The sequence below is a fragment of the Actinocorallia longicatena genome (assembly GCF_039534125.1).
Classification (GTDB): Bacteria; Actinomycetota; Actinomycetes; order Streptosporangiales; family Streptosporangiaceae; genus Actinocorallia; species Actinocorallia longicatena.
Genome location: NZ_BAAAUV010000012.1, coordinates 38,906 through 59,357, shown reverse-complemented (window position 1 = coordinate 59,357; position 20,452 = coordinate 38,906). Strand labels below are relative to the sequence as shown.

Below are 20,452 nucleotides of genomic sequence, written 5' to 3'. Positions count from 1 at the left end.
CGTCCCCTCAGCACAGCAGCGGGCCGCGATCGGGCGGCAGGGCCCAAGGTCCGTCTCCCCCCGGCGAAAGACCGGAAGGAGGGGACTTTGGGCCCTGCCCCGTGCGGGCGGATCGAACCGAGGATGGGCTCATGCACATCGACGCCCAGGGTCTGGAGATCCTCGACCGCGAGGAATGCCTCCGGCTGCTGGCCACCGTCCCGCTCGGGCGGGTGGTCTTCACCGACAAGGCGCTGCCGGCGATCCAGCCCGTCATCTTCGGCCTGGACGACGACCGGATCGTCCTGCGCACCAGCCCCGGCGCCAAGCTCGCCCTGGCCACCCGGGGCTCCGTCGTGGCCTTCGAGGCCGACTCCTTCGATCCCGGCACCAGGGCCGGCTGGTCGGTCACCCTCATCGGTGAGGCCCGCCCGATCACCGACCCCGCCGCCCTGGCCCGCGCCGCGCGGCTGGCCATCGACACCTGGACGCCCGGCCCCCGCGACCACTATGTCGAGATCACCGGGCGCATCGTGTCCGGCCGCCGTATCGTCGGCGCCCTCTGTAGCTGAGAGACAAGCCCCGCACCGGAGTTCGCATCTGGCGGCCTATCTCCCCTGGCCGGCCGTCCCTAGGTTGATCGGGGACGAACACGCCCTCCCGACGGTGCCCACTCTTGGAGCCCCCTGTGAACAGAGCGCGGCGGAACGGTGCGGCCGGAATTCTCGCGGTGTCGGCGCTCGGACTCCTGTTCGCCGGTCCGGCACAGGCCCGGGAGCAGGTGCCCTGCGGCGACGTCCCCGCGCTCAGGGCCGCCATCCGGCAGGCGAACGCCACCGACGGCACGGTCGTCCTCGCGCCGGGATGCGCCTACCGGCTGACGACGCCCGACAGCGGCGAGGACGGGCTGCCGCCGATCACCGGGGACGTCCGGATCTCCTCGGCGAACGCCGTCCTGACCCGCATCTCCGGCCCGCCCTTCCGGATCCTGCACGTGACCGGGGGCGGAACGCTGACCCTGGAGCGCACGACGATCAGCGGCGGCCTGGCGAGCGGCGGCGGCGCCCTGCTCAGTGAGGGCGGCACGGTCACCCTGGTCGACGTCACCGTCGAGAAGAGCCGGGCGACGGGCCAGGGCGGCGGCATCGACAACGCGACCGGCACCCTGACCATGCGCGGAGGATTCCTGCGCGCCAACGTCTCGGCGAACAACGGCGGCGGCGTCGAGAACAGGGCCGCGGGCGCGACCACCCTCATCGGAGTGTCGATCACCGGCAACACCGGCGGCGGCTGGGGCGGCGGCGTCGGCAATGACGGGAACTCGGCGCTCAGCCTGGTCAGCAGCACGGTCAGCGGCAACCGGGCCGCGCGCGGCGGCGGCCTGAGCACGACCGGCAGCGCGGTCACCGTGCTCAGCAGCCGCATCACCGACAACGTGGCCGCCACCCAGCAGGGCGGGGGCGGCATCTACGGTCCCGGCGGCAGGATCGAGCTGTTCTGGGCCGGGATCACCGGCAACGCCCCCGACAACTGCGCGCCCGCGGGCGGCATCGCCGGATGCGCGAACTGATCATCGCGCCCGGGGCTCAGTTGACGACGTCCACCTGGCGGAGGCGCAGGGTGCTGAGGTAGGCCGCCAGGATGAGGAGGCCGACGTAGACGTCGTTCTCGAACCAGCCGAAGACGGTCTGCTGGTGCGGTTCGAAGGTCTGGGGATAGACGAACACGCTGATGAGGAGCATCACGGCGAGGAAGATCTGGACCGTCCAGCGCGCCCAGCGGCGGGCGTCCGGCGACAGGGCCGTCATCGCGAACGCCACCCCGTAGAAGAGCCAGGTGAGCGGCGACCGGACGGTGAAGTCCGGGCTCTCCAGGCCGGAGGCCCAGGCGTAGACGGTGTGCGTGACGGAGAGGGTGAAGGCGGAGGCGAGGACCAGGAAGATCTGGCGCGAGCCGGTGGCCTGGCGGCGGGCGGGGGCGGTGAGGGTCATGGCGGTTCCTGTTCTGGATCGTCGGTGCCGATGAGCCGAGTCTCGATCACCGCCGGCCTGGCGGACACCCACAGCGCACCCACACGGCCGCCACATCCGTTGTTCTACGATCTCGGGCATGACCTCCGCTGACCTGGGCGCGTTCGCCGCGCACCTCCGCCGCCTCCGCCAGGCGGCGGCGCTCAGCCAGGAGGAGCTCGCCGAGCGCGCGGGGCTGACCGCCAAGGCGATCGGCGCGCTGGAACGCGGCGAGCGGCGGCGTCCGTACCCCAACACCGTCCGGGCGCTCGCGGAGGCGCTGGGCCTGGACGAGCAGGACCGCGGGGTGCTGGCCTCGGCGGCACAGGGCAGGCCCGTCCCCGCTCCGCCGCCCGGACGCCTCTCGCTTCCGCTGCCCCCGACCCCGATCCTGGGCCGGGACAGGGAGCTCGCCGAGGTCGTCGCGCTCCTCCGGTCCGGGCCCGCACGCCTGGTCACGCTGACCGGACCCGGCGGAGTGGGCAAGACCCGGCTGGCGTGGGAGGTGGCCGCGGCGCTGCGCGGTGACGGAGGAGCCGAACCGGTGGCGGTGGAGCTGGCCTCGGTGCCCTCCGCCGACCTGGTGCCGCAGACCGTCGCCAGGGCGATCGGGCTCCGGGCCGTCACCGGCGACCTCGCGGACGCGGTCGCGGCGTTCCTCGGCGACCGCGAGCAAGTACTCGTCCTGGACAACCTCGAACATCTGCTGGAGATCGCCCCGGACGTCGCCGGTCTCCTCGGCCGCTGCCCGGGGCTGGTCATCCTGGCCACGAGCCGGGCCGCACTGCGCATCCGCGCCGAGCAGGAGTACCCCCTCGCCCCGCTGGGCCTGCCCCAGGGCGAGGAGGTGAACGCGATCACCTGGTCGGCCGCCGCGCAGCTGTTCGCCGACCGGGCCCGGGCGGTCGCACCCGATTTCGTGATCGACCAGCGCAACGCCCCGGCGGTCGCGGCGATCTGCAGGCAGCTGGACGGGCTGCCGCTCGCGCTGGAGCTGGCCGCCTCCCATGTCCGTTATCTTCCACCGGCCCAGCTCCTCACCCGGCTGGACGCGGCACTGGGCTCGGCCCGTCTGCGCGACCTCCCGGCCCGGCAGCGCACGATGGGCGCGACCCTGGACTGGAGCTACCAGCTCCTCACGGGCGCGGAGCAGACCCTGCTGCGGGCCCTGTCGGTCCTGCGGGGCGGCTTCGACCTCGACGCCGTCGAGGCGATCACGAGCGCTCCCGTGCTGTCCGCGCTCGACGGCCTGGTCGAACAGTCCCTGGTGTCGCCGGCCGATCCCGTCGGACTCGGCTCACCGGCCCGCTTCCGGCTCCTCGAGCCGGTCCGCCTCTATGCCGCAGCGCTGGTGGACGCCGACGAGGCCGCCGATCTGTCCGAGCGGCGCACCCGGCACTACGTCGCGATCTGCCGGGACGCCCGCGCCGGGCTGCGCGGCCCCGGCCAGGGCACATGGCTGGACCGGCTGGAGGGGGCGCACGCGAATCTCCGTGCGACGCTCCGCGCCCTGATCGGCTCGGGCGACCTCTCGGCCGCCGCGCGTCTCGGCGGGGACACCTGGCTGTACTGGGCGCTCCGCGGCCATGCCGGGGAGGGGCTGCTCTGGTGGGAGCAGGTTCTGGACCTGGCCGGCGCGGAGGGCCTCGACCGTCACGGCCGGGCCTCGGCCCGCGTCGCCCTGGCGGGCCTGCGGCTGGCGACCGGCGACATCGGCGCGGTCAGGGCCCTGGCGGAGACGGCCGTCGCGGAGGCGCGGGAGACCACCGACCGGGACCTCCTGGCCGATGCCCTGATCCTGTGGTGCATGGGATCGGTCTTCGCGGGCGACCTGCCCGAGGCGGCGGCCCGGATCGGGGAACTGCGGTCACTGGCCCACGCGACGGGCGACCCGTGGGCGGTGGCGCACGCCCGCATCGTCGAGGCGCAGCTCCTCCTGCTCCAGGGCGATCTCGGCGCGAGCGGCGCCGCGCTCGACGCCGCTCCCACCGCCACGGGCCCGTTCACCTTGGCCACGATCCTGAACATGCGGGCCACCCTGGCGCTCCAGCTCGACGACGCCCCCGCGGCCCTCCGCCATCTGACCGACGCCGTCCGCCTGGCCGCCGATGTCGGGACGACCTGGCCCCTGGTCTACTCACTGTCCGCGCTCGCCGGAGTCGCCGCCCGCCACGGAGACCCGGAACTCGCGGTCTCGCTGTTCGCCTCCGCCGCGGCGACCGCTGAGACGACCCTGTTGAAGGTGTCCTTCCGTCCCGACGCCGACGCAGCGGACGCCCAGCTGGACGCCCTGCGCCGACGTCTGCCGGAGGAGCGTTTCCACCGCGCCTGGCAGCGGGGCGCCGCCCTCCGCGTCGACGAGCTCCTCGAACTGATCCCCCGGATCAGCGCCCGTCCCTGACCCGGCCGACGTACCGCCGGTAGGCCCGGGCCCCCCAGGTCCGCAGCAGCACCCGCACCGGCACCGGCAGGGCTCCGAGCATCTCCTTGCGCTCCCCGGGCGTCGCGTCCTCCATGATCATGCCGAACATGATCGGCAGCTGGGCCTTGGTCATCTTGGCGACCCCGGCCTGTCCGAGCGCCTCCCACTCCTCCCGGCTGAGGCACCGCGCCGCCAGCGGCAGGATGACCCGTTCCTCCTCGTCGAGGTGCTCGACCAGAACGGCCGCCAGCCGATCGGTGAGGGCCGCCAGCTCCTCGCCCGCCGCCGGGCGGCTCTCTGCCTCCCACCGTCCGAGCGCCGTCTCGATCTGTGAGATCAGGGATCCGACCTCCCCGTGCTGGTCCTCCATCCGCGCGATCAGGGCGGCGGACGGCGCGGCCCGCTCGAGGAGCAGCGGCCACAGCATCTCGTCCTCCCCGCCGTGGTGCAGGTGCAGCCCGATGAGCACCAGCCGCAGGTGCTCCGTGACGACGGCGGCGCGGCGCAGCTCCCCCGCCGGGACGCCCCGCACGAGCTCCCCCGCCAGCCGAAGCTCGCGCCTGAAGGCCCGATGCACCACGACCATGTCGTGCACGTCGATGACCGATGACCTGTTCTCCGTGGTGATGTCCATGGCTCAAGCGTCGGCGTCCGAGCACGGCGCGAGAACCCACAGAGCCACCCCAGTAGGCCCACACTTCACCACCTGACGATCACCACTCGCCCCTTACCCGCCAGTTCTGAACTTTGACATAAATAGAAAAGTCGATCTATGCACGTTCTCTTACAATTCCCCCTTTCCGCCGATGCTGTCAATTTAGTATTGACCCGGCGGGCACAATTGCTTTACCTTTGCCGCGAACGCGTTCCTCTCGAGAGGCAGGAATGCCGCGCCAAGCCAGGAACGGCATTTCGCATCCCACCCCCGAAATCTCGTTTGCACGTGTCCAAGGAGGACCCGCATGAAGCCCCGCATCATGCTCACCAGCCTCGCCACCGCGGTCGCGACCGTCGGACTGGCCTCGGCCCCCGCCCACGCCGCCCCCGGAACGGTCGACGGCGCGCTCACCGCGCTCGGCTTCTCCTGCACCTTCACCGCCGCCACCAGCGACACCCCGCCCAGCTCGCTGACCGTCGACCGCACCACCGTCGTCCCGACCTGCGGCGGCGGCATCAGCCTGACCCTCGCCAACTCCCCGACCATCACCTTCGACGACACCGCCGGCACCGCCTCGTCCGCCCGGATCGACGTGATCGGCGGCGCGCTCGGCATCTCCTGCACCTACCGCGTCACCAACGCCACCGTCACCCGGGACGGAACGACCCGCACCTACACCGGCGGGCCGTTCTCCGCGTCCAAGGTCTCCGGCCTCTTCCTGTGCCCGGCCACCACGACGGTCGACACCGCCTCCTTCACCTTCCACTGACGATCGTGACACCGGGCGGGACCCCCTCGGGGCCCCGCCCGGCCCCGAGGCGTTGACGAGAACTCCAATAAAGCAGCATTCGACCGACCCGTTTTGTCTCGAATGTTCGAACCGGCGGGTAGGGCCGCGACTTCATGGGTCTCGCTTCCCATCGAAGCCCGGAGAGTGCAAGCTATGCGGGTGCACAGCAGCCCTCGGGCCGTGCCGTGCGTCAAGATCCACCCCGAACAATCGAGGAATCGCATGCCGGAGCCTTTCCAAGCTTTCGCGGATACGCCCACAGAACTGCCCCCCTCCTTTCTGGAAGGGTTCATCCGCCCCAAGCTGGAAGCTCTCGCGGTCGAGGTCGTCACGGCGATCCGCGAACAGGTTCCCGAGCTGAGCGGAATGCTCGACGACGAAGGCACCGCCTACGCCCTCAAGGGCTTCACCGATTTCTTCGACGAGTTCATCGACGGAAGGTTCGTCAGCCTGCCGCCCGTCCAGGGAACGGCCCGCCAGACCCACCGGGCGTTCGTGACGCGGGCCTTCCTGCAGGGACACACCCTCACCGGGCTGCTGGCCGCCTACCAGGTCGGCGCACGCATCGTCTGGGGCCGGTTGTCCCTCGCAGGGAGAGAGGCCGGAGTCGCGCCCGACGAGCTGTACGTCCTGGCCAGGATCCTGTTCGACCGCCTGGAGGACGTCTCGACCGCCTCCGTGAAGATCTTCGAGCAGCTGAGGAACGAGCCCGCCAACCTGTTCAAGGAGCGGCGCCTGCACCTCGCGAAGGTCCTCGTCAAGGAGGCGGCCCACGACGGGCACACCCTGCGGGACCTGGCGGCGGAGGCCTCGTGGCACCTTCCCGAGCAGGTGGCCTGCGTCGCGCTCGGCGACCGGTTCAGCCACGAGACGCACCGCCCCATCGGCCTGGACCAGGACGTCCTGTGCGACTTCGAACGCGCCGACCCGTTCATGCTCGTCCCGTCGCCGGATCTTCCGGGCAGGACCGCGATGCTGCGCCGCGCCTTCAACGGGATCGTCCACGCGCTCGGCCCCGTCGTCCCCCTCGCGGAGGCGACCCTCTCCCTGCGGCTGGCCCGGCGCGCCCTCACGCTGGTCGACGGCGGCCTGCTGACGGCCGAAGGGGGCGCCGTCCGGTGCGACGACCACCTCGCCACCCTGCACCTGTTCGGCGACGAGGCCTGCGCGACGCTGCTCATGGACAGATCCCTGGCCGCGTTCGACGGGATCTCGGCCAGCCGCCGCACCCCCCTGCTGGAAACCCTCCTGACCTGGCTGAACAGCGGCTCGTCGCTGCCGGAGATCGCCGAACGCCTCCAGATCCACCCGCAGACCGTCCGCTACCGCATGCGCCAGCTCGAGAGCCTCTTCGACACCGACCTCAACGACCCCCGCTGGCGCATCGACATGCAGCTCGCCCTGCGCACCTGGGCCCTCTACCGCGTCCGCGCCCAGCACCCGCAACCCGAGCCGTAGAAGCCCGGCCGGAACGTCCGCCCGCAAGGCGTTCCGTGGCCACGGGGCTTCCCGCATGATGGTCGAAACCATCGCATTCGGGGGGCATCGTGCTGGTAGAGGTCGTGACCCAGCTGGTCGTCGAGGTGATGGCTGCCGCCGGAGGCCGTCTCGCGATCGGACTGCGCTCCCGGCTGCGACGGAACCGGCCGGACCAGCCCGTCGAGGGGTTCCTGGTCGCCACCGCTATCGAAATCGGCGTTCCCGTTGCCCGTCGGCGAGCGGTTCTCCTCGGCCTTCCTGCGGTGGGCCGACGGAGAGATCTCCTTCGTCCGCGGCGACGGATCAGGGTGAGGGGGCCGGAGGGATGTTGAAGTTGACGCGGAACAGGTTGGTGGGGTCGTAGCGGGACTTCAGGTGGGTCAGGCGGGCGTGGTCGGAAGGGGTGAAAGCGGAGGCCACCTGGGTGGGCGTGGTGTTCTCGGGGCCCGCGAAGTTGAGGTTGACGGCTCCGGTGGACCAGGGGTGGAGGCGGGCCAGGAAGGTGTCGCGGGCGTGGAGCGTGCCGGGGTCGGGGACCGCGCCCGTGTAGAGGGAGTAGGCGGCGTCACGGCCGCCCACGCAGTTGGGGACGCGCGGCCGGCGGGCGTAGGCACCGCCGAAGTGGCGCAGTTCGGTGACGAAGGCCGAGCCCGGGCCCGCCCCGGAGATGATCTCTTCGACGGCGTCCGGGGTGAGCTCGCGCAGCAGGAGGTTCCGGTCGTGGGAGGCGTAGGGCTCCGCGACGGGCTCGTGGTGGATGGTGCCGACCTCGGCGTAGGGCATCGTCCGGACGGTGTCCAGCAGGGCCGGGGCCAGCGAGCGCAGGGGCCGGACCAGCCGTTCGCCCTCGGCCGGACCGCCGCTGTGAGCGACCCGGACGTGCACGACGAACCGGCCGCGCAACGGCTCCGGCACGCCGGGAAGGTCCGGGTTCTGGGCGAACAGCACGGAGGAGGCCATCTCCTCGGGCACCCCGCGGCTCCATTCCGCGTAGCCGTGCAGCACCTCGGTGATCGACTCGCCGGGGAAGTACAGGCCGCCGCCGTACAGCTCGGAGACCGGGAACAGGTCGATCAGCATGGACGTGACCAGGCCGAAGTTGTCCTTGCCTCCGCGCACCGCCCAGAACAGGTCGGGCTCTGACTCCGCCGTCACCGTGCGGAGCCGCCCGTCCGCGGTCACCAGCCGCAGCTCCCGCACATGATCGGCGGCGAAGCCGAACCTCCTGCCGAGCAGTCCCGCACCACCGCCGACCGTGTAACCGACCGCGCCGACGTTCGGGCTCGACCCGTTCAGCGGCGCCAGACCATGCCCGGCCGTCAGCTCCAGAACCCGCTCCCAGCGGGCCCCTGCCTCGACCCGCGCGGTCCCGGAGGCGGCGTCGACGGTCACGCCGTCCATCCGCCGAGTGTTGATCAGCACGGCGTCGTCGGCGGAGACCGAGGGCCCGTGCCCCGTGGCGAGGACGCCGATGGCCCGCCCCCGGTCCGCCGCCAGCCGCACCGCGTCCACCACATCCTGCTCGCCGGCCGCGCCGACGACGACCGCGGGCCGGGACTCCACGGCCCGGTTCAGCCCCAGCCGCTCCTCGTCGTAGCCGCTCTCCCCTGGCCGGACGACCGGCCCCCTGTTCGCTTTCACCCGACCAAGGTAGGCGCACCGCGCTCCACGGGTCTTGAACGAATCGGCCTTCCGCGGTCAGCCGAACCTGGCACTCAAGCGATATGACCCTCCGCACAGCCTCCATAGAGTCCGACACATGGCGAACAGTCCACGTGTGACGGGTCAAGGCTCGCGCCGCCCTCGGGAACGCCCGGCGATCCCGGGGCCGGATCACCAGCCCCGGCCCGGCGACCCGGTGAACGCGGCCCTGTTCGAGACGCTCCTGTCCCGGCTCCCCGAGGACATACCGGCCACGGACCGTGATCTGATCAGGCGAGCGTTCGCGTGCGCCGACCGCTGGCACAAGGGGCAGCGTCGCAAGCGCGGCGACCCCTACCTCACCCATCCCGTCACCGTCGCGGCGAGCGTCATCGACCCCCGCCTCGACCGCTCCCTCGTCTGCGCCGCGCTCCTGCACGACGTCATCGACGACATCGGCCGCGACGCCACCCTCGTCGAACGGCTCACCGAACTTGACCGCATGATCGGCCCGGACGTCGAAGGCGGCGCCGACGACCGCGCCTTCACCCTGAAGCTCCTCGACCGCCTGCACAACATGCGCACGTTGCAGCATCATGGACCTCGCGCCGGGAATGCTTAACCTGGCCCTCGTCCAAGGGCCCCGGAGACGGCGCCCGCGGGATCGTGCGGCCTCAGAAGATGAGGAACCCACTGTCGATTCCGCTACCCCGGCTGCGTTGGCGGCTTGCGCGCGGGAAGACTGTCGACGAGCTGGAACAGAAGCATGGCCTCCAGCTCCGCGGTGCGGTTACGGATTCCGGTTCGGGCTTTCTCGAAGTCGAAGGCGACCTGCAGCCTGGCGCTGATCTGCTCGTCGCCCTGGCCGAAGCCGATACGCGTCACGCTCACGCGATTGTGCGTGGCCACGAGATAGATCGAGCCGTCGATGAAGCCCTCGTTGAAGGCCGCAGGGAAGTCGAAGACCTGCTGGTTCAGGGCGGCGAGGCCCTCACCCGGCAACTTGACGAAGTCCAGGCTGATCTCGGTTTCGATGAGCGTCGGCCCGCCGGGACCGGGCCGGAAGGTCGCAGGGTCGTACTCGTCGTCCGCGGAGAAGGGCGCGAGCGGTATCTCGATGCTCCACGTTCCGGCGACAGGGTGCTCGAGATCCGCCCGGTAGTACCGGATCACGCCGGTGAGCGGCCGGAGGAAGGCGTCGGTCAGCTCGAACATGGGGGGAGTCTGCCAGGCGGGCTCCAAACCCGTCATCAACCGGGGAACGCCCGTGCGGGATCCTTCTTCCGGGAGACGGCGATGAGGCCCTCGCAGCAGCCTTCGGTCATCTCCAGGAGGCCGACGACGCGTTTGGTGCCGGGGACGAGGGCCCAGGAGGTCACCCAGCCCTCCTTCTGCCCGACGGTGCGCTGCCGCCAGACGCCCTTCGCGGAGCGGTGGAGGAGGTGGAGGTGGAAGTCCGGGCCGTACCAGGAGGTGACGTAGGCCATGGCCCAGATGCCGCCGGAGCCGTCCGGGATGAAACCGTGGATGCTCCGCCCCTGGGCCTGCTTCGGCTTCTCCGTGCGCCAGCGCCTGCCGTCCCAGATCAGTACATAGGTGGAGATCGCGGGATGCCCCTTGACCGTACGCTCGGACGTGAGCCCGACGACGATCTTGTTGCCGGCTCCGGAGCCTCCGGCGGTCAGCGCGGTTCCGCGTGTGCCCTTGGGGAGCGGGATCGTCCGGGAGCGCCACCGTCCCCCCTGCCACTGCCGCAGCTTGGGCACGGCACCGGAAACGACGGACCACAGCCCGCCGCGCGCCCGGAACGCACCACCTGACGGCCCCTTGCGGCCGACCCGGCGAGCCCAGGAACGACCGTCATAGTGCCAGGAGACATAAGCCGCCGGACGCCCGGAGGCATCGTGCTCCCGGCCCCACGCCCAGACATCAGAGCGACCGCGCGTCAGCAGCCCCTCGATCCGGGTGCGGTCGAAGACCCGGGCCCTCCGCCAAGCCCGGCCGTCCCAGCGGATCACCTGTGACGACGAGCCCTCGACGACGCCGGAGCTCGCGTCCGACAGTCCGACGCTGGTGGCCGCCCACACATTGGCCGGACCCGAGGCGTCCTCCACCAGCTCGAGGTTCACCCCCGCCAGCCCCGACGGCAGCTTCGACGAACGCCAGGCCCTGCCGTCCCACCGGTAGGCGAGCGGCTCCCGTCCCTCTCCCAGAGTTCTCGTCCAGAAGGAGAAACCCGAGCGGGCACCGGTCATCACCAGCCCCGCCGGTGTCGCCCGCACCCCCTTGACGGTCCTGAAGAACGAACCGGCGGCCGCATCCGCCGGAACGGGAACCAGCGCACCGACGAGCACGACCGCAGCGAACAGCTTCACGAGACCCCACAGGACACCTACGGATGATCCGCCCATCATGCCTCAGATGAAGAGGCCCCCCGGCCGGGCGTCGAAAGCCGGCCGAAGGGGTGGGTGCGGGACCGTCCTGGGTCAGGCCGCGGGGGTGAGGGAGGCTTGGAGGCGGGGCATCAGGTCGAGGAGGTCCTCGTACCAGCAGCCGATCTCGTGGCCGCCGCCGACGCAGTACGTGCCCCAGTCGGCACCGTTGCCGTAGTTCTCGTAGTGGACGGGGATGCCGAGGGAGTCGAGCTTGGCCTTCATGTGGACCGAGGCGCTCTCGATCAGCCACTCGCGGACGTCGTGGACGCCGCCGTCGCCGTTGCCGATGTAGATGTGGATGCCCATCCCGCTCAGCTTGGCGGCGTTGGCGACGGGGTCGGCCTTGTTCCAGCGCCAGTCGGCGTTGAGCACCGGGTAGGGCGAGCCGAAGAGGGCGTCGCTGTCGACGCCGGGGGCGTAGGCGTTGCCGTCGCAGGCGACGGTCCCGGAGCTGGAGGCGCAGATGGCGCCGGTGACGTTGGTGAGGGACGCGACGACGACCAGGCGCAGTGACATCTGGTTCGCGCCCAGTTCCAGGTCACCCGACAGGGAGCCGACCTGGCTGAACAGGTCGGGGTGCCGCTGGGCGTAGTGGAAGGCGCCGAAGCCGCCCATCGAGATGCCGGCGATCGCGCGGGCCTGCTTGGTGGCGATCGTCCGGAGGTTGGCGTCGATGAAGGGGATCACCTGGTTGATGTGGAAGTTCTCCCAGTTCGCGGCGCCCGCGGCGGTGTTCTGGTTGACCCAGTTGGCGTACCAGCCGCGGTTGCCGCCGTCCGGCACGACCTTGATGATGCCCTCGGCGTCGGCGAGTGCCGCGTTGCCGTAGAACGCGGAGGACGGGTCGTCGGGCGAGCCGTGCAGGAAGTACAGCACCGGATAGCGCTTGGTGGGATGGGCCGCGTAGTCGGACGGCAGCATGATCCGGATGTTCTGCTCGCCGGCGACCTGCGGCGTCGTCACCGTGATCACGAAGTTGGTGTCGGTGTTGGTGGACGCCGTGCTGGCCGCGCTGCTGACCTGGGTGAGACCGAACTGGTCGGTCAGCGCCGGCCGCTGCGCGGCATGGGCGGGCGCGACCGGCATCAGCAGAGCGGCCGCGGCCAGCACCCCGAGAAGTCGCTTGAAGGGACGGGACACGCGTGGGGAGGCGGACGAACGCGTCCTCATGAGAGCTCCTCTCATAGACAAGCTGGTATTTCCACCGGGTGGGCAGGGTCCTCCGCAGCCCTGCGCGGCTGCGGAGGACCGGTCGGTGTCACGGCATGGACGGGCCGGGGCCGTTGACGTGGTTCCAGGTCGACCATTCGGTCGGGCTGGTCTGCCAGCGGTGGTAGACGCCGGCGCTGCTGGTGCCGAAGATCTCCATGCGGCCGTCGAGGTTGTTGGACGCGGTGACGCTCGTGCCGCCGCCGCCGAAGTTCTCCCAGGCCGAGTAGGGCGCGTTCTGGCCGGTCTGCCAGATGTGCTCGGCGGTCTGGCCGTTCATCGCGAACACCTCGACCCGCCCGTTGGTCGTGCGGGTGCTGGAGAGCTTGGCATCGGCCGGTCCGCCGCCGGTTCCGGTCCAGGCCGACCACTCGGTCAGGCTGGTCTGCCAGCGGTGGAACACGCCGTTGGAGTTCGACGCGAAGACCTCGAGCCGTCCATCGGAGTTGTGGTTGACGGTGACCTCCTTGCCTCCGTCACCGAAGTCCTCCCAGGCCGACCAGCCGCCGTTGACGGCCGTCTGGAACAGGTGCTTGAACGTCGAGTCCGACAGCGCGAAGACCTCGAGACGGCCGTCGGTCGCGGCCTCCATCGCCAGCCGCGAGTTGCCGGGACCACCGGTGCCCTCCCAGCCCGACCACGTCGCCTGGCCGTTCTGCCATCTGTGGAAGACGCCGTTGGGGTTGGAGGCGAAGACCTCGATCCGGCCGTCGGCGTTGTTGCCCGCCGCGACCCGGTAGCCGCCAGTCCCGAAGTTCGCCCAGGACGACCAGCCCGCGTTCGGCGCGGTCTGCCAGATGTGGTCGAACGTCGTGGCCGAGAGGGCGAACAGCTCCAGGCGGCCGTCGGGGTTGGGGGCGATGGCCAGCTGGGCGTTGGTCGGCCCGCCGAGATTCTCCCACGCCGACCAGCCGCCGTTGACCTCCGTCTGCCACGCGTGCGAGACGCCGTTCGCGCCCGCGGCGAACACCTCCAGGCGGCCGTCGGCCGACCGTCCGGACACCACACGTCCCGACACGTACGGGTGCTTCACCGCGGGCGGGGCCGTGTCGTCGATGATGTTGTCGTAGCGCAGCGCCTTGTAGTCGCCGTTGGGGTGGCCGTCGAGATAGGCGTTGTTGATGTTCGCGTGCAGGTACCGCACGGGCGTGGAGCCGAAGCTGTAGTAGGAGAATCCGCCCTGGTCGTCGTCCCACTTGTGGAAGAGGAAGACATGGTCGTAGAAGGAGTTGAGGACGTCGCCCGCCCGTAGCTGGCTCCGCGGGATCTCTGTCGCGTAGTTGGGGATCAGGCTGGTCCCCGGGCTGCCGTCGAGATGCCACGCCATCGAGACGTAGCCGGAGCAGTCCCGGCGGTAGTTCTTGTCTCCGCCGGGTCCGGGCGACCATCCGCCCTGGTCGTACGGCCCGGGCTGCTGATCCACCCAGATCTGGGCCCGCGCGATCACCTCGGTGCGCGTGATCGGACCGCCGAGCGCGGAGTCCGCCACGGCCGGCGCACTCGAGATGAGCTCAACCCCGGCGAAGGCAACCAGCCCCGCGAAAAGGATGGAAAATACCTTTCGAAAGAACGAATCCTTGCCAGATCTCACTGCAGTTCCCACTTTTCAACGGCATGGCGACCCAACCGAGTCGCCGATGACACTCCATGCCGCGGTTCACGGAGTGCCGAATGGACGGGGAAAGCCGATCTCAGGTGCGCCCTTGAAGCGATCGTGCGAACCCAGTCAAACAGACATGACTGTTTATTAGCAAGAGATTCTCTGCGTTGAGGTCTGCCCGGATCCACGCCACATCCCCCCACGCTGGAACAGACGCCGTCTCTCCGATGAACGTGAACGCACCTCACCTGGAACTCGGGCCCCCGTCGAAGGACGCGCCATCCACCTCAAGATGATCAAACGCCAGATGTTCGGACGCGCCGGATGCCCCTGCTGCGTCAATGAGTCCTGCTGACCGCGGCAAGATAGCCTGCGACTCGCCTTACGAGCGACGCAGAACGGCGGCCCCGACCATGTCTGATCCCACCAAGTTCACCGACGACGGTGCAGCTCCCCGCCGGTCGCCGAACCGTCTGCGGTTGCGTCGCGGTCCGGGAAGAACACGGCCCGGACTGGCTCGACTTTTATCTTCCGCTCGGCGCCCTGGCGCGCACCGAACCCAGGATCAGCGACGGCTTCCCCTTCGACGATGACAGCGGTGAACCATCCCTCACCTGGCGCCATCCGCTCGATGAGTGGCTGGCCACGATCGCCAGCACTATCCACAAGAAGATCGACGGAAACCCGCCTGCAGAACGCTGGGCCGGATACCTCATGCTCAGTGACGGAATCCTTCGCTACACACCAGCCAACAAGTGACCCCGAATGTGCCCCTGGAAGCCGCATCCATCACGAAATATGGCGAGATCCCACTGCTCGTCCTTGAAATCAGCGGCGTGTGCCGAACAGCCGGCTGGAATATTGAGGCGGCTCAGTGCTCGGCGACGATGTCGCTCGATCGCGCCTGGTCGATGAGCCGGTCGAGTGCGCGGGTCAGGGTGACGATGTGGTCCGGATGCGCGGCAAGATCATCGATACCGACCGAGGGCCACGATCGCGCGCAGCTCGACTGAGATCTGGTCGGCGACGAACAGCAGGCGCAGCCGTCCGGCGAGCAGGTTGCCCCCGACGTCGTCCCAGAACACGGCGGGATCGTATCCGCCCAGTGCACCTTGGTAGATCTCCTCGGGGGTGGTGCCGTCACGTCGGCAGGTGTCCTCAAAGAACCGGCGGAGCAGCTGGGCGGACCAGTAGCGCGATCCGTTGGCGGCGTAGTCGAGCATCTGCGCCACGACCTCGCGCCGGGACCGAGTGTCGGCGGCCCTCTTCACCTCCACCAGGGTGGGCACCGCATCAGCGTCGACGAACAGGTGGTCCAGGCTGAAGGCGGCACCGCTCAGCTCGCTCGCCGGAATGCCGATCTCCCTTCCCACCAGCACCAGCCGTCGCGCCGAACCGTCTCTCAACGTCCCGAAATCCAGGAGCCGAGGGCGGAACGCGAGCGTCTTCTGGAATTCCTCTTCGGACTCGTAGGGCAGCTCGGTCATCTCATGCAGTTCCTGAAGTACCGGTCCTTCACTTCGATGAAGAGCTGCGGATACACAGGCTTCAAGCCGGCCGGTATCGCCGCAGCTGCGCGACACCGTCGCCAAGCTCAAGAAGACCATTGCCCACCAGAACACCGCTCCGCGAGCTCAGACAACTCGTGACGCTGAAATCGTCAAAGAACACGACGCGGCCATGAGAACAAGCCTTGCATCCGGTACCTGGGTACAGGCTTACCGTGATGTGTGGCCGCCACCGGGGCGGCCGAGGAGGAGCTGGTCATGCCTGGTTCTGATCTGCCGATCATGTGCACGCTGACGCCGAACAAGATGGTCGACCGGCTGATGGACTTCGAGGCCCTGTTCGCCGAGCACCTGACCATCCTGGAGCGGGAGCCTCTGCTGCTGCGGCTGACGTTCGCCGTCGACGATAGCCAGGAGGAGAAGGTGCGGGAGCTGTTCGCGGCCGAGCAGCAGTGCTGCGCGTTCCTCACCTTCACCTACGACCGCACAGGGGACGGCCTGGTGGTGTCGATCGCGGCGCCGGAGGAGGCAGCGCCGACGCTGGACGGATTCCAGACGCTCGCTGAGCGCAACACCCCGCCTGCGGTCGTCGCGGACGGCTGGACCGGATGAGCGGATACGACGGGCTCCGGAGCAGCCAGCTCGCCGACGCCGCCGGCGTCAACCTCCAGACGCTGCGCTACTACGAACGCCGCGGCCTGCTCGCCGAACCCGGCCGGACGCTGGGCGGCCACCGCCTGTACCCCGCCGAGGCCGTCACGGTCCTGCGGGTGATCAAGGCCGCGCAGCGACTCGGGTTCACCCTGGACGAGGTCGCCGACCTGCTGGAGACCGCCACTCACCAGCACGGCCAGACCGACACGGCACTCGCCGAGCGGGCGAAGCTGAAACTGATCGAGGTCGAGGAACGCATCAACGACCTCACCGTGATCAAAACGGCGTTGCAGCAGACCGTCGAGGCGGGCTGCTCGGACCTCATGGAATGCGCGCAGGCGCAGTGCTGCCCACTGCCGTTCGTCGAGCTCGCCCACCCCGACCGGACCACCGCGGAGGGATCATGACGTCCTCGAAAACCGGCACAGGCCTGGGCCTGATGGCCGCCGTGGCGTGCGTGGCCTGCTGCGCTCTGCCGATCCTCGTCACCGCCGGGATCCTGTCCGGCGGAGGCGCAGTGCTCCTGGCCGACAAGATGCCCTTGATCGCGGGCGTCCTGGCCGCTGCGGCGGCAGGAGTGTTCGCGTTCGCGGCCTGGAGACGCTCGCACCGGACAAGCTGCGCGAAGACCACCGAGACCGGAGGCGGCTGCGGCGGGCAGAGCGGCTGCGGATGCGCCACCACCCCAGTCTGACCAGCGGCGAGGGGCCGATAGGTTACCGATCATGAGGGTCGCCGGATCCCTCGCTTGGGGCATGGTCATGGACGGGTTCAAGCTCGACCGATGGGACGTCACCGGAGCCGTCATCTGCCTGATCGGCGTCCTTGTCATCATGGACGCGCCCCGCACCTGATCCACGAGCCCCAGGCCCGAAGCCGGTCCTCGGCGGTCAGCAGGCCTAACACGCAGATGGGCGGCCTCCACCACGGACTGCCCATCTGCGCCTGCCAGCGGTTACCGGTCCAACAACCTGATCTCGGGCTGCGGGTGGACCGTCGCGAAAGCAGGCGTCCCTGCGCCGACGTACGCACCGGTGAGCCTCCCCATCGCCGGCCTCGGCCAACAGCGTGTGGATTGCCTGAATCGTTGCCGTCTCGGGGTTCTCGATGCTCATGGGCGCGCCCCCGGTGGAGCTCGCTAGGGATCGGACGTTCTGTCGCACCGCCGCCGACAAGACGCGGCCAGAGCATGAACAGATGAACTTGTGAGGGAAGAGCCACTACTCGATGGTGATTTCCGGCCCACCGGCATTCGACCATCCCGACGAGGCCTCGGCGAAGTTGTCGGCCAGGAGAAAGCCTCCTCAGGGTCGAACGAGTCGATGAGCTCCTGAGCAGTGGTCATCACGCGCCACAACGACCAGCATGGAGGCAGATGTACTTGGCAGGGAACGGAAGTCTCTAGCGAACGCGGGGCGCTTCATTGCTCTACTCCTCCGGGCTGCCGATCGGCGATCTGGTGCAGCTTCTGTAGATGTCGAGGAGCTCTCCGTCCTCGCCCTGGTCGAGCAGGCGGCTCTGGCAGAAGTAGACGGCGAGGACGGGGCCGGCGATCACCCTGTAGGGCGCGTTCGAGCCTCCGGTATCTCTGCATCGGACGGCGGTGAGGGTGGTCTGCACATGGAAGCCCAGCAAGCAGTTCACGGTGGTGGTGGCAGCGGCCGGAGTCGCGAAGGCCACGACGCCCGCAGCGGCCGCGACGGACAGGGCGATGACGATGTTCGCGAGACGTCTCATATGGTCTCTCCTCATCTCGATGCACTGCTGCGGGCGAACCAGACATTGCTCTCGACGCCCCTGAGCGGGTACGCCATGCGCCTCAGTATGAGAACCACACATCGTGACGAAAAGTAGCGGCACCGCTACGTTTTGGCTCATCGGGCGTGAGAAGCCACCTCGTGCAGTTCTTCCCAGGACAGCCCCGCCATGCGCAGGTTTGGATCGCACGCCCTTCGATGTGTCCCGTCACCAAGGGTGAGCGTTCCTCCTGATAGTGGACTCAGGTTCCAGAGCGGCAGCGGTCGTGCTCCCTGCGTTCTCTCGGTGAGGTGCTGCCCAGCCGGGAGTGCCGGCGGTGGTGCGCACCTTGGGGCGACCTCACACTCGAGGACCGCGTTAAGGACTCGGACGCGCCGTTTGTCGGCACTCGTCCCGACCGCGTCACGCGGGATCGGGTGGCCTCGAGCCGGGCCGTCTCGAGGTCCAGGAAGCGGTACTGGGCGCCGTTTCCGCTGTGACAGGACCGCGGTCATGTCCGCGGACTCGCTACGGCTGCTCGTGAACGGTGTGCAGGTCGTCTCGATCCTCGACAGCGAACTCACCGTGGGCGGCATCGGACTGGCCGTCGCAGTCGACTCCCCCGGCAACCGGTCGATCTCCTTCGGCGGGCTCAGCGTCTGGCACCCGGCGACCTGACCACGCGAATGTCGCGGCCCGACGGTCCTGTTGGCTTGCGGCCCAGGGCGCGGCGGAGCGGACGGGACGGAGAGCGGCGCTCTCGGTCGGACGCCCCGTCCCACAGACAGGCGATTCCTACGGACAGCGTTGACCATCGGGCTCGCCGCACCACTTGAAAATCTCTTTTCCTGCGAGCCGAATGGGGCTACCTTCGAAGTCAGGTGTGCCGGGAAGTCTGGTCGGCGGTCTTGTCCCCGACCCGGAAGGCCTCCCATGGCCATCGCGATTCTTCTCGTACTGCTCGGGCTGCCGCTGCTCACCTACGCCGCCGACCAGCTCGTTCTCGGCTCCGCCCGTACCGCCAGGAAGACGGGCGTCTCCGCCGTCACCGTCGGAATCCTGGTGATCGGGCTCGGCACGAGCGCCCCCGAACTCCTCGTGTCGGGCTCGGCCGCCGCCGGCGGACAGAGCGCCTTGGCCGTGGCGAACCTGGTGGGATCCAACGTCGTCAACCTGACGCTGATCCTCGGCCTGTCCGGAATCCTCGCCCCGGTCCTGGTGCGCTCCTCGGTGCTCCGACGCGAGGCGCCCCTGTCGGTCGGCGCGGTCGCGGTGTTCGGGATCCTGCTCCTGACCGGGCTCGGCGTCGTCGCGGGCCTGATCCTCACCGTGCTCCTGGCGGCCTCGCTCTTCTGGATGCTGCGCACCGCCCATTCCCAGCCGGTCGACGTCCTGGCCGCAGAGACGGAGGAGTTCCTGGACGCCTCCTCCGGCCACCGGACGCACATCGAGATCATCCGGGCGGCGCTGGGCCTGGTCGGAACGCTGGCCGGTGCTCAGCTCCTCGTCGAGGGCGGTGTGGATCTCGCCACCCGGTTCGGGTTGTCACAGCAGTTCATCGGATTCACCCTGGTCGCGTTCGGGACCTCGCTCCCCGAACTGGTCACCAGCCTGCAGGCACAGCGGCGCGGAGAAGCCGACCTCCTGGTCGGCAACCTGCTCGGCAGCAACCTGATCAACAGCCTCGCCGGCGGAGCCATCGTCGCCTTCGCCTCCCCCTCCGTCCCCACCCCGACGGCCGTCCCGGTCGCCACCGTGATGATCGGAGTCAGCGCCCTGGCCTGGGCGCTCCTCACCCGCGGCCACCGCCTCACCCGCCCCGAAGCGACCGCCCTGACCGGCATCTACCTCCTGGCCCTTCCCCTCTTCATCTGAACGCCCGCCACCGCGGCAGGACCCGACGCGACCTGGTGCGTCACTCGGGCCACAGGAGCGGACACTCGGTGGCGTCGTGCCTGATCGACCACGCTCCGCGGCCACCTGCATGCTGGAGGAATGCGACCCGACGAGCGCGAAGAGACCTCCGACGCTGCGATGGTGCAGGCGCGGCTGAAGCATGTCTCTTGGATCGGAGGCGGTAGCGGCGCGGGCAAGTCGACCATCGCCCGCCGCCTCGCTGCCGAGCACGGCCTGCACGTGTACTCGACCGATTGGGTGAACCGAACTCCGGAGACGATGTTCGAGACCTTCCACTGGTTCCACGGCGAAGGCTTCGCCCTGATCGTCGAATTTTCGAGGAGACCGAACGCCTCGAACTGAGCGCCATCAAGATCGACACAACCACCGGCGAAGACGAACTGGCCAGCCGGGTGACACGAGCGTTCGGGCTCT

General features: G+C 69.6%; 23 protein-coding genes. 14 read left to right on the top strand and 9 right to left on the bottom strand.

Features of this window, described 5'->3' with window-relative positions:
* Nucleotides 1–131 precede the first annotated feature (131 nt).
* A complete protein-coding gene (locus tag ABD785_RS23325) occupies nucleotides 132–551 on the top strand; it encodes a pyridoxamine 5'-phosphate oxidase family protein (RefSeq protein WP_344831900.1) in 420 nt (139 codons plus the stop codon).
* Nucleotides 552–667: 116 nt separating this feature from the next.
* A complete protein-coding gene (locus ABD785_RS23320; protein ID WP_344831899.1) occupies nucleotides 668–1,549 on the top strand; it encodes a right-handed parallel beta-helix repeat-containing protein in 882 nt (293 codons plus the stop codon).
* A 16-nt stretch (nucleotides 1,550–1,565) separates the two neighbouring features.
* On the opposite strand, the gene ABD785_RS23315 is transcribed toward ABD785_RS23320, so the two are convergent.
* Nucleotides 1,566–1,970, bottom strand: coding sequence for a hypothetical protein (locus ABD785_RS23315; RefSeq protein WP_344831897.1), 405 nt, complete (start codon nucleotides 1,968–1,970; stop codon nucleotides 1,566–1,568).
* Nucleotides 1,971–2,088: 118 nt separating this feature from the next.
* On the opposite strand from ABD785_RS23315, the gene ABD785_RS23310 reads away from it, so the two are divergent.
* Nucleotides 2,089–4,389 carry an ATP-binding protein gene (locus tag ABD785_RS23310; RefSeq protein WP_344831896.1) on the top strand — a complete coding sequence of 767 codons (2,301 nt, stop codon included), beginning with the start codon at nucleotides 2,089–2,091 and terminating at the stop codon, nucleotides 4,387–4,389.
* Here the strand turns inward: ABD785_RS23310 and ABD785_RS23305 are convergent.
* Nucleotides 4,373–5,044: a hemerythrin domain-containing protein gene (locus ABD785_RS23305; RefSeq protein WP_344831895.1), complete on the bottom strand. Its 672-nt coding sequence runs from the start codon at nucleotides 5,042–5,044 to the stop codon at nucleotides 4,373–4,375. The genes ABD785_RS23310 and ABD785_RS23305 overlap by 17 nt on opposite strands.
* Before the next feature lie 328 nt (nucleotides 5,045–5,372).
* On the opposite strand from ABD785_RS23305, the gene ABD785_RS23300 reads away from it, so the two are divergent.
* Nucleotides 5,373–5,837 carry a hypothetical protein gene (locus ABD785_RS23300; protein ID WP_344831894.1) on the top strand — a complete coding sequence of 155 codons (465 nt, stop codon included), beginning with the start codon at nucleotides 5,373–5,375 and terminating at the stop codon, nucleotides 5,835–5,837.
* 243 nt (nucleotides 5,838–6,080) lie between these two features.
* On the top strand, nucleotides 6,081–7,316 hold the full coding sequence (locus tag ABD785_RS23295) for a PucR-like N-terminal domain-containing protein (RefSeq protein WP_344831891.1): 1,236 nt from the start codon (nucleotides 6,081–6,083) through the stop codon (nucleotides 7,314–7,316).
* Between the two features lie 324 nt (nucleotides 7,317–7,640).
* On the opposite strand, the gene ABD785_RS23290 is transcribed toward ABD785_RS23295, so the two are convergent.
* On the bottom strand, nucleotides 7,641–8,978 hold the full coding sequence (locus tag ABD785_RS23290) for an FAD-binding oxidoreductase (protein ID WP_344831889.1): 1,338 nt from the start codon (nucleotides 8,976–8,978) through the stop codon (nucleotides 7,641–7,643).
* 118 nt (nucleotides 8,979–9,096) lie between these two features.
* Here ABD785_RS23290 and ABD785_RS23285 point away from each other — a divergent pair, with 118 nt between their 5' ends.
* Nucleotides 9,097–9,600 (top strand): HD domain-containing protein, encoded by a 504-nt coding sequence (locus tag ABD785_RS23285; protein ID WP_344831887.1) that lies wholly within the window; start codon nucleotides 9,097–9,099, stop codon nucleotides 9,598–9,600.
* A gap of 83 nt (nucleotides 9,601–9,683) precedes the next feature.
* Here the strand turns inward: ABD785_RS23285 and ABD785_RS23280 are convergent, their stop codons facing one another.
* The 4 genes from ABD785_RS23280 to ABD785_RS23265 form a co-directional block, all read right to left on the bottom strand.
* Entirely contained in the window at nucleotides 9,684–10,193 is a 510-nt protein-coding gene (locus ABD785_RS23280; RefSeq protein WP_344831884.1) for a hypothetical protein, read from the bottom strand.
* Between the two features lie 35 nt (nucleotides 10,194–10,228).
* The gene (locus ABD785_RS23275; protein ID WP_344831881.1) at nucleotides 10,229–11,353 is read right to left on the bottom strand and encodes a hypothetical protein; all 1,125 of its coding nucleotides are present in this window, start codon (nucleotides 11,351–11,353) and stop codon (nucleotides 10,229–10,231) included.
* Nucleotides 11,354–11,464: 111 nt separating this feature from the next.
* Complete coding sequence (locus ABD785_RS23270; RefSeq protein WP_344831879.1) at nucleotides 11,465–12,583, bottom strand: alpha/beta hydrolase; 1,119 nt, start codon at nucleotides 12,581–12,583, stop codon at nucleotides 11,465–11,467.
* A gap of 88 nt (nucleotides 12,584–12,671) precedes the next feature.
* Nucleotides 12,672–14,111 (bottom strand): PLL family lectin, encoded by a 1,440-nt coding sequence (locus ABD785_RS23265; protein ID WP_344831876.1) that lies wholly within the window; start codon nucleotides 14,109–14,111, stop codon nucleotides 12,672–12,674.
* A gap of 555 nt (nucleotides 14,112–14,666) precedes the next feature.
* Between ABD785_RS23265 and ABD785_RS23260 the strand changes: the two genes are divergently transcribed.
* Nucleotides 14,667–14,981, top strand: coding sequence for a hypothetical protein (locus ABD785_RS23260; protein ID WP_344831873.1), 315 nt, complete (start codon nucleotides 14,667–14,669; stop codon nucleotides 14,979–14,981).
* 209 nt (nucleotides 14,982–15,190) lie between these two features.
* Here the strand turns inward: ABD785_RS23260 and ABD785_RS23255 are convergent, their stop codons facing one another.
* On the bottom strand, nucleotides 15,191–15,709 hold the full coding sequence (locus ABD785_RS23255; protein WP_344831870.1) for a hypothetical protein: 519 nt from the start codon (nucleotides 15,707–15,709) through the stop codon (nucleotides 15,191–15,193).
* Between the two features lie 279 nt (nucleotides 15,710–15,988).
* Between ABD785_RS23255 and ABD785_RS23250 the strand changes: the two genes are divergently transcribed.
* Genes ABD785_RS23250 through ABD785_RS23235 form a run of 4 tightly spaced genes read left to right on the top strand, consistent with a single transcriptional unit; the run spans nucleotide 15,989 to nucleotide 17,238 of the window.
* Nucleotides 15,989–16,342: a hypothetical protein gene (locus ABD785_RS23250; RefSeq protein WP_344831867.1), complete on the top strand. Its 354-nt coding sequence runs from the start codon at nucleotides 15,989–15,991 to the stop codon at nucleotides 16,340–16,342.
* Nucleotides 16,339–16,791, top strand: coding sequence for a MerR family transcriptional regulator (locus ABD785_RS23245; protein WP_344831865.1), 453 nt, complete (start codon nucleotides 16,339–16,341; stop codon nucleotides 16,789–16,791). The genes ABD785_RS23250 and ABD785_RS23245 overlap by 4 nt, the downstream gene beginning before the upstream one ends.
* Entirely contained in the window at nucleotides 16,788–17,078 is a 291-nt protein-coding gene (locus ABD785_RS23240; protein WP_344831863.1) for a hypothetical protein, read from the top strand. Before ABD785_RS23245 ends, ABD785_RS23240 begins: the two co-directional genes overlap by 4 nt.
* Nucleotides 17,079–17,109: 31 nt before the next feature.
* Complete coding sequence (locus tag ABD785_RS23235; protein WP_425547810.1) at nucleotides 17,110–17,238, top strand: YnfA family protein; 129 nt, start codon at nucleotides 17,110–17,112, stop codon at nucleotides 17,236–17,238.
* A 574-nt stretch (nucleotides 17,239–17,812) separates the two neighbouring features.
* Here ABD785_RS23235 and ABD785_RS23230 read toward each other — a convergent pair.
* Nucleotides 17,813–18,121, bottom strand: a complete 309-nt coding sequence (locus tag ABD785_RS23230; RefSeq protein WP_344831861.1) for a hypothetical protein — start codon at nucleotides 18,119–18,121, stop codon at nucleotides 17,813–17,815.
* Nucleotides 18,122–18,634: 513 nt separating this feature from the next.
* Between ABD785_RS23230 and ABD785_RS23225 the strand changes: the two genes are divergently transcribed.
* From ABD785_RS23225 to ABD785_RS23215, 3 genes are all read left to right on the top strand, one after another.
* The gene (locus ABD785_RS23225; protein ID WP_344831860.1) at nucleotides 18,635–18,799 is read left to right on the top strand and encodes a hypothetical protein; all 165 of its coding nucleotides are present in this window, start codon (nucleotides 18,635–18,637) and stop codon (nucleotides 18,797–18,799) included.
* Between the two features lie 255 nt (nucleotides 18,800–19,054).
* Entirely contained in the window at nucleotides 19,055–19,996 is a 942-nt protein-coding gene (locus ABD785_RS23220; protein WP_344831858.1) for a sodium:calcium antiporter, read from the top strand.
* 120 nt (nucleotides 19,997–20,116) lie between these two features.
* Nucleotides 20,117–20,380 (top strand): hypothetical protein, encoded by a 264-nt coding sequence (locus ABD785_RS23215; protein WP_344831855.1) that lies wholly within the window; start codon nucleotides 20,117–20,119, stop codon nucleotides 20,378–20,380.
* Nucleotides 20,381–20,452: the final 72 nt, after the last annotated feature.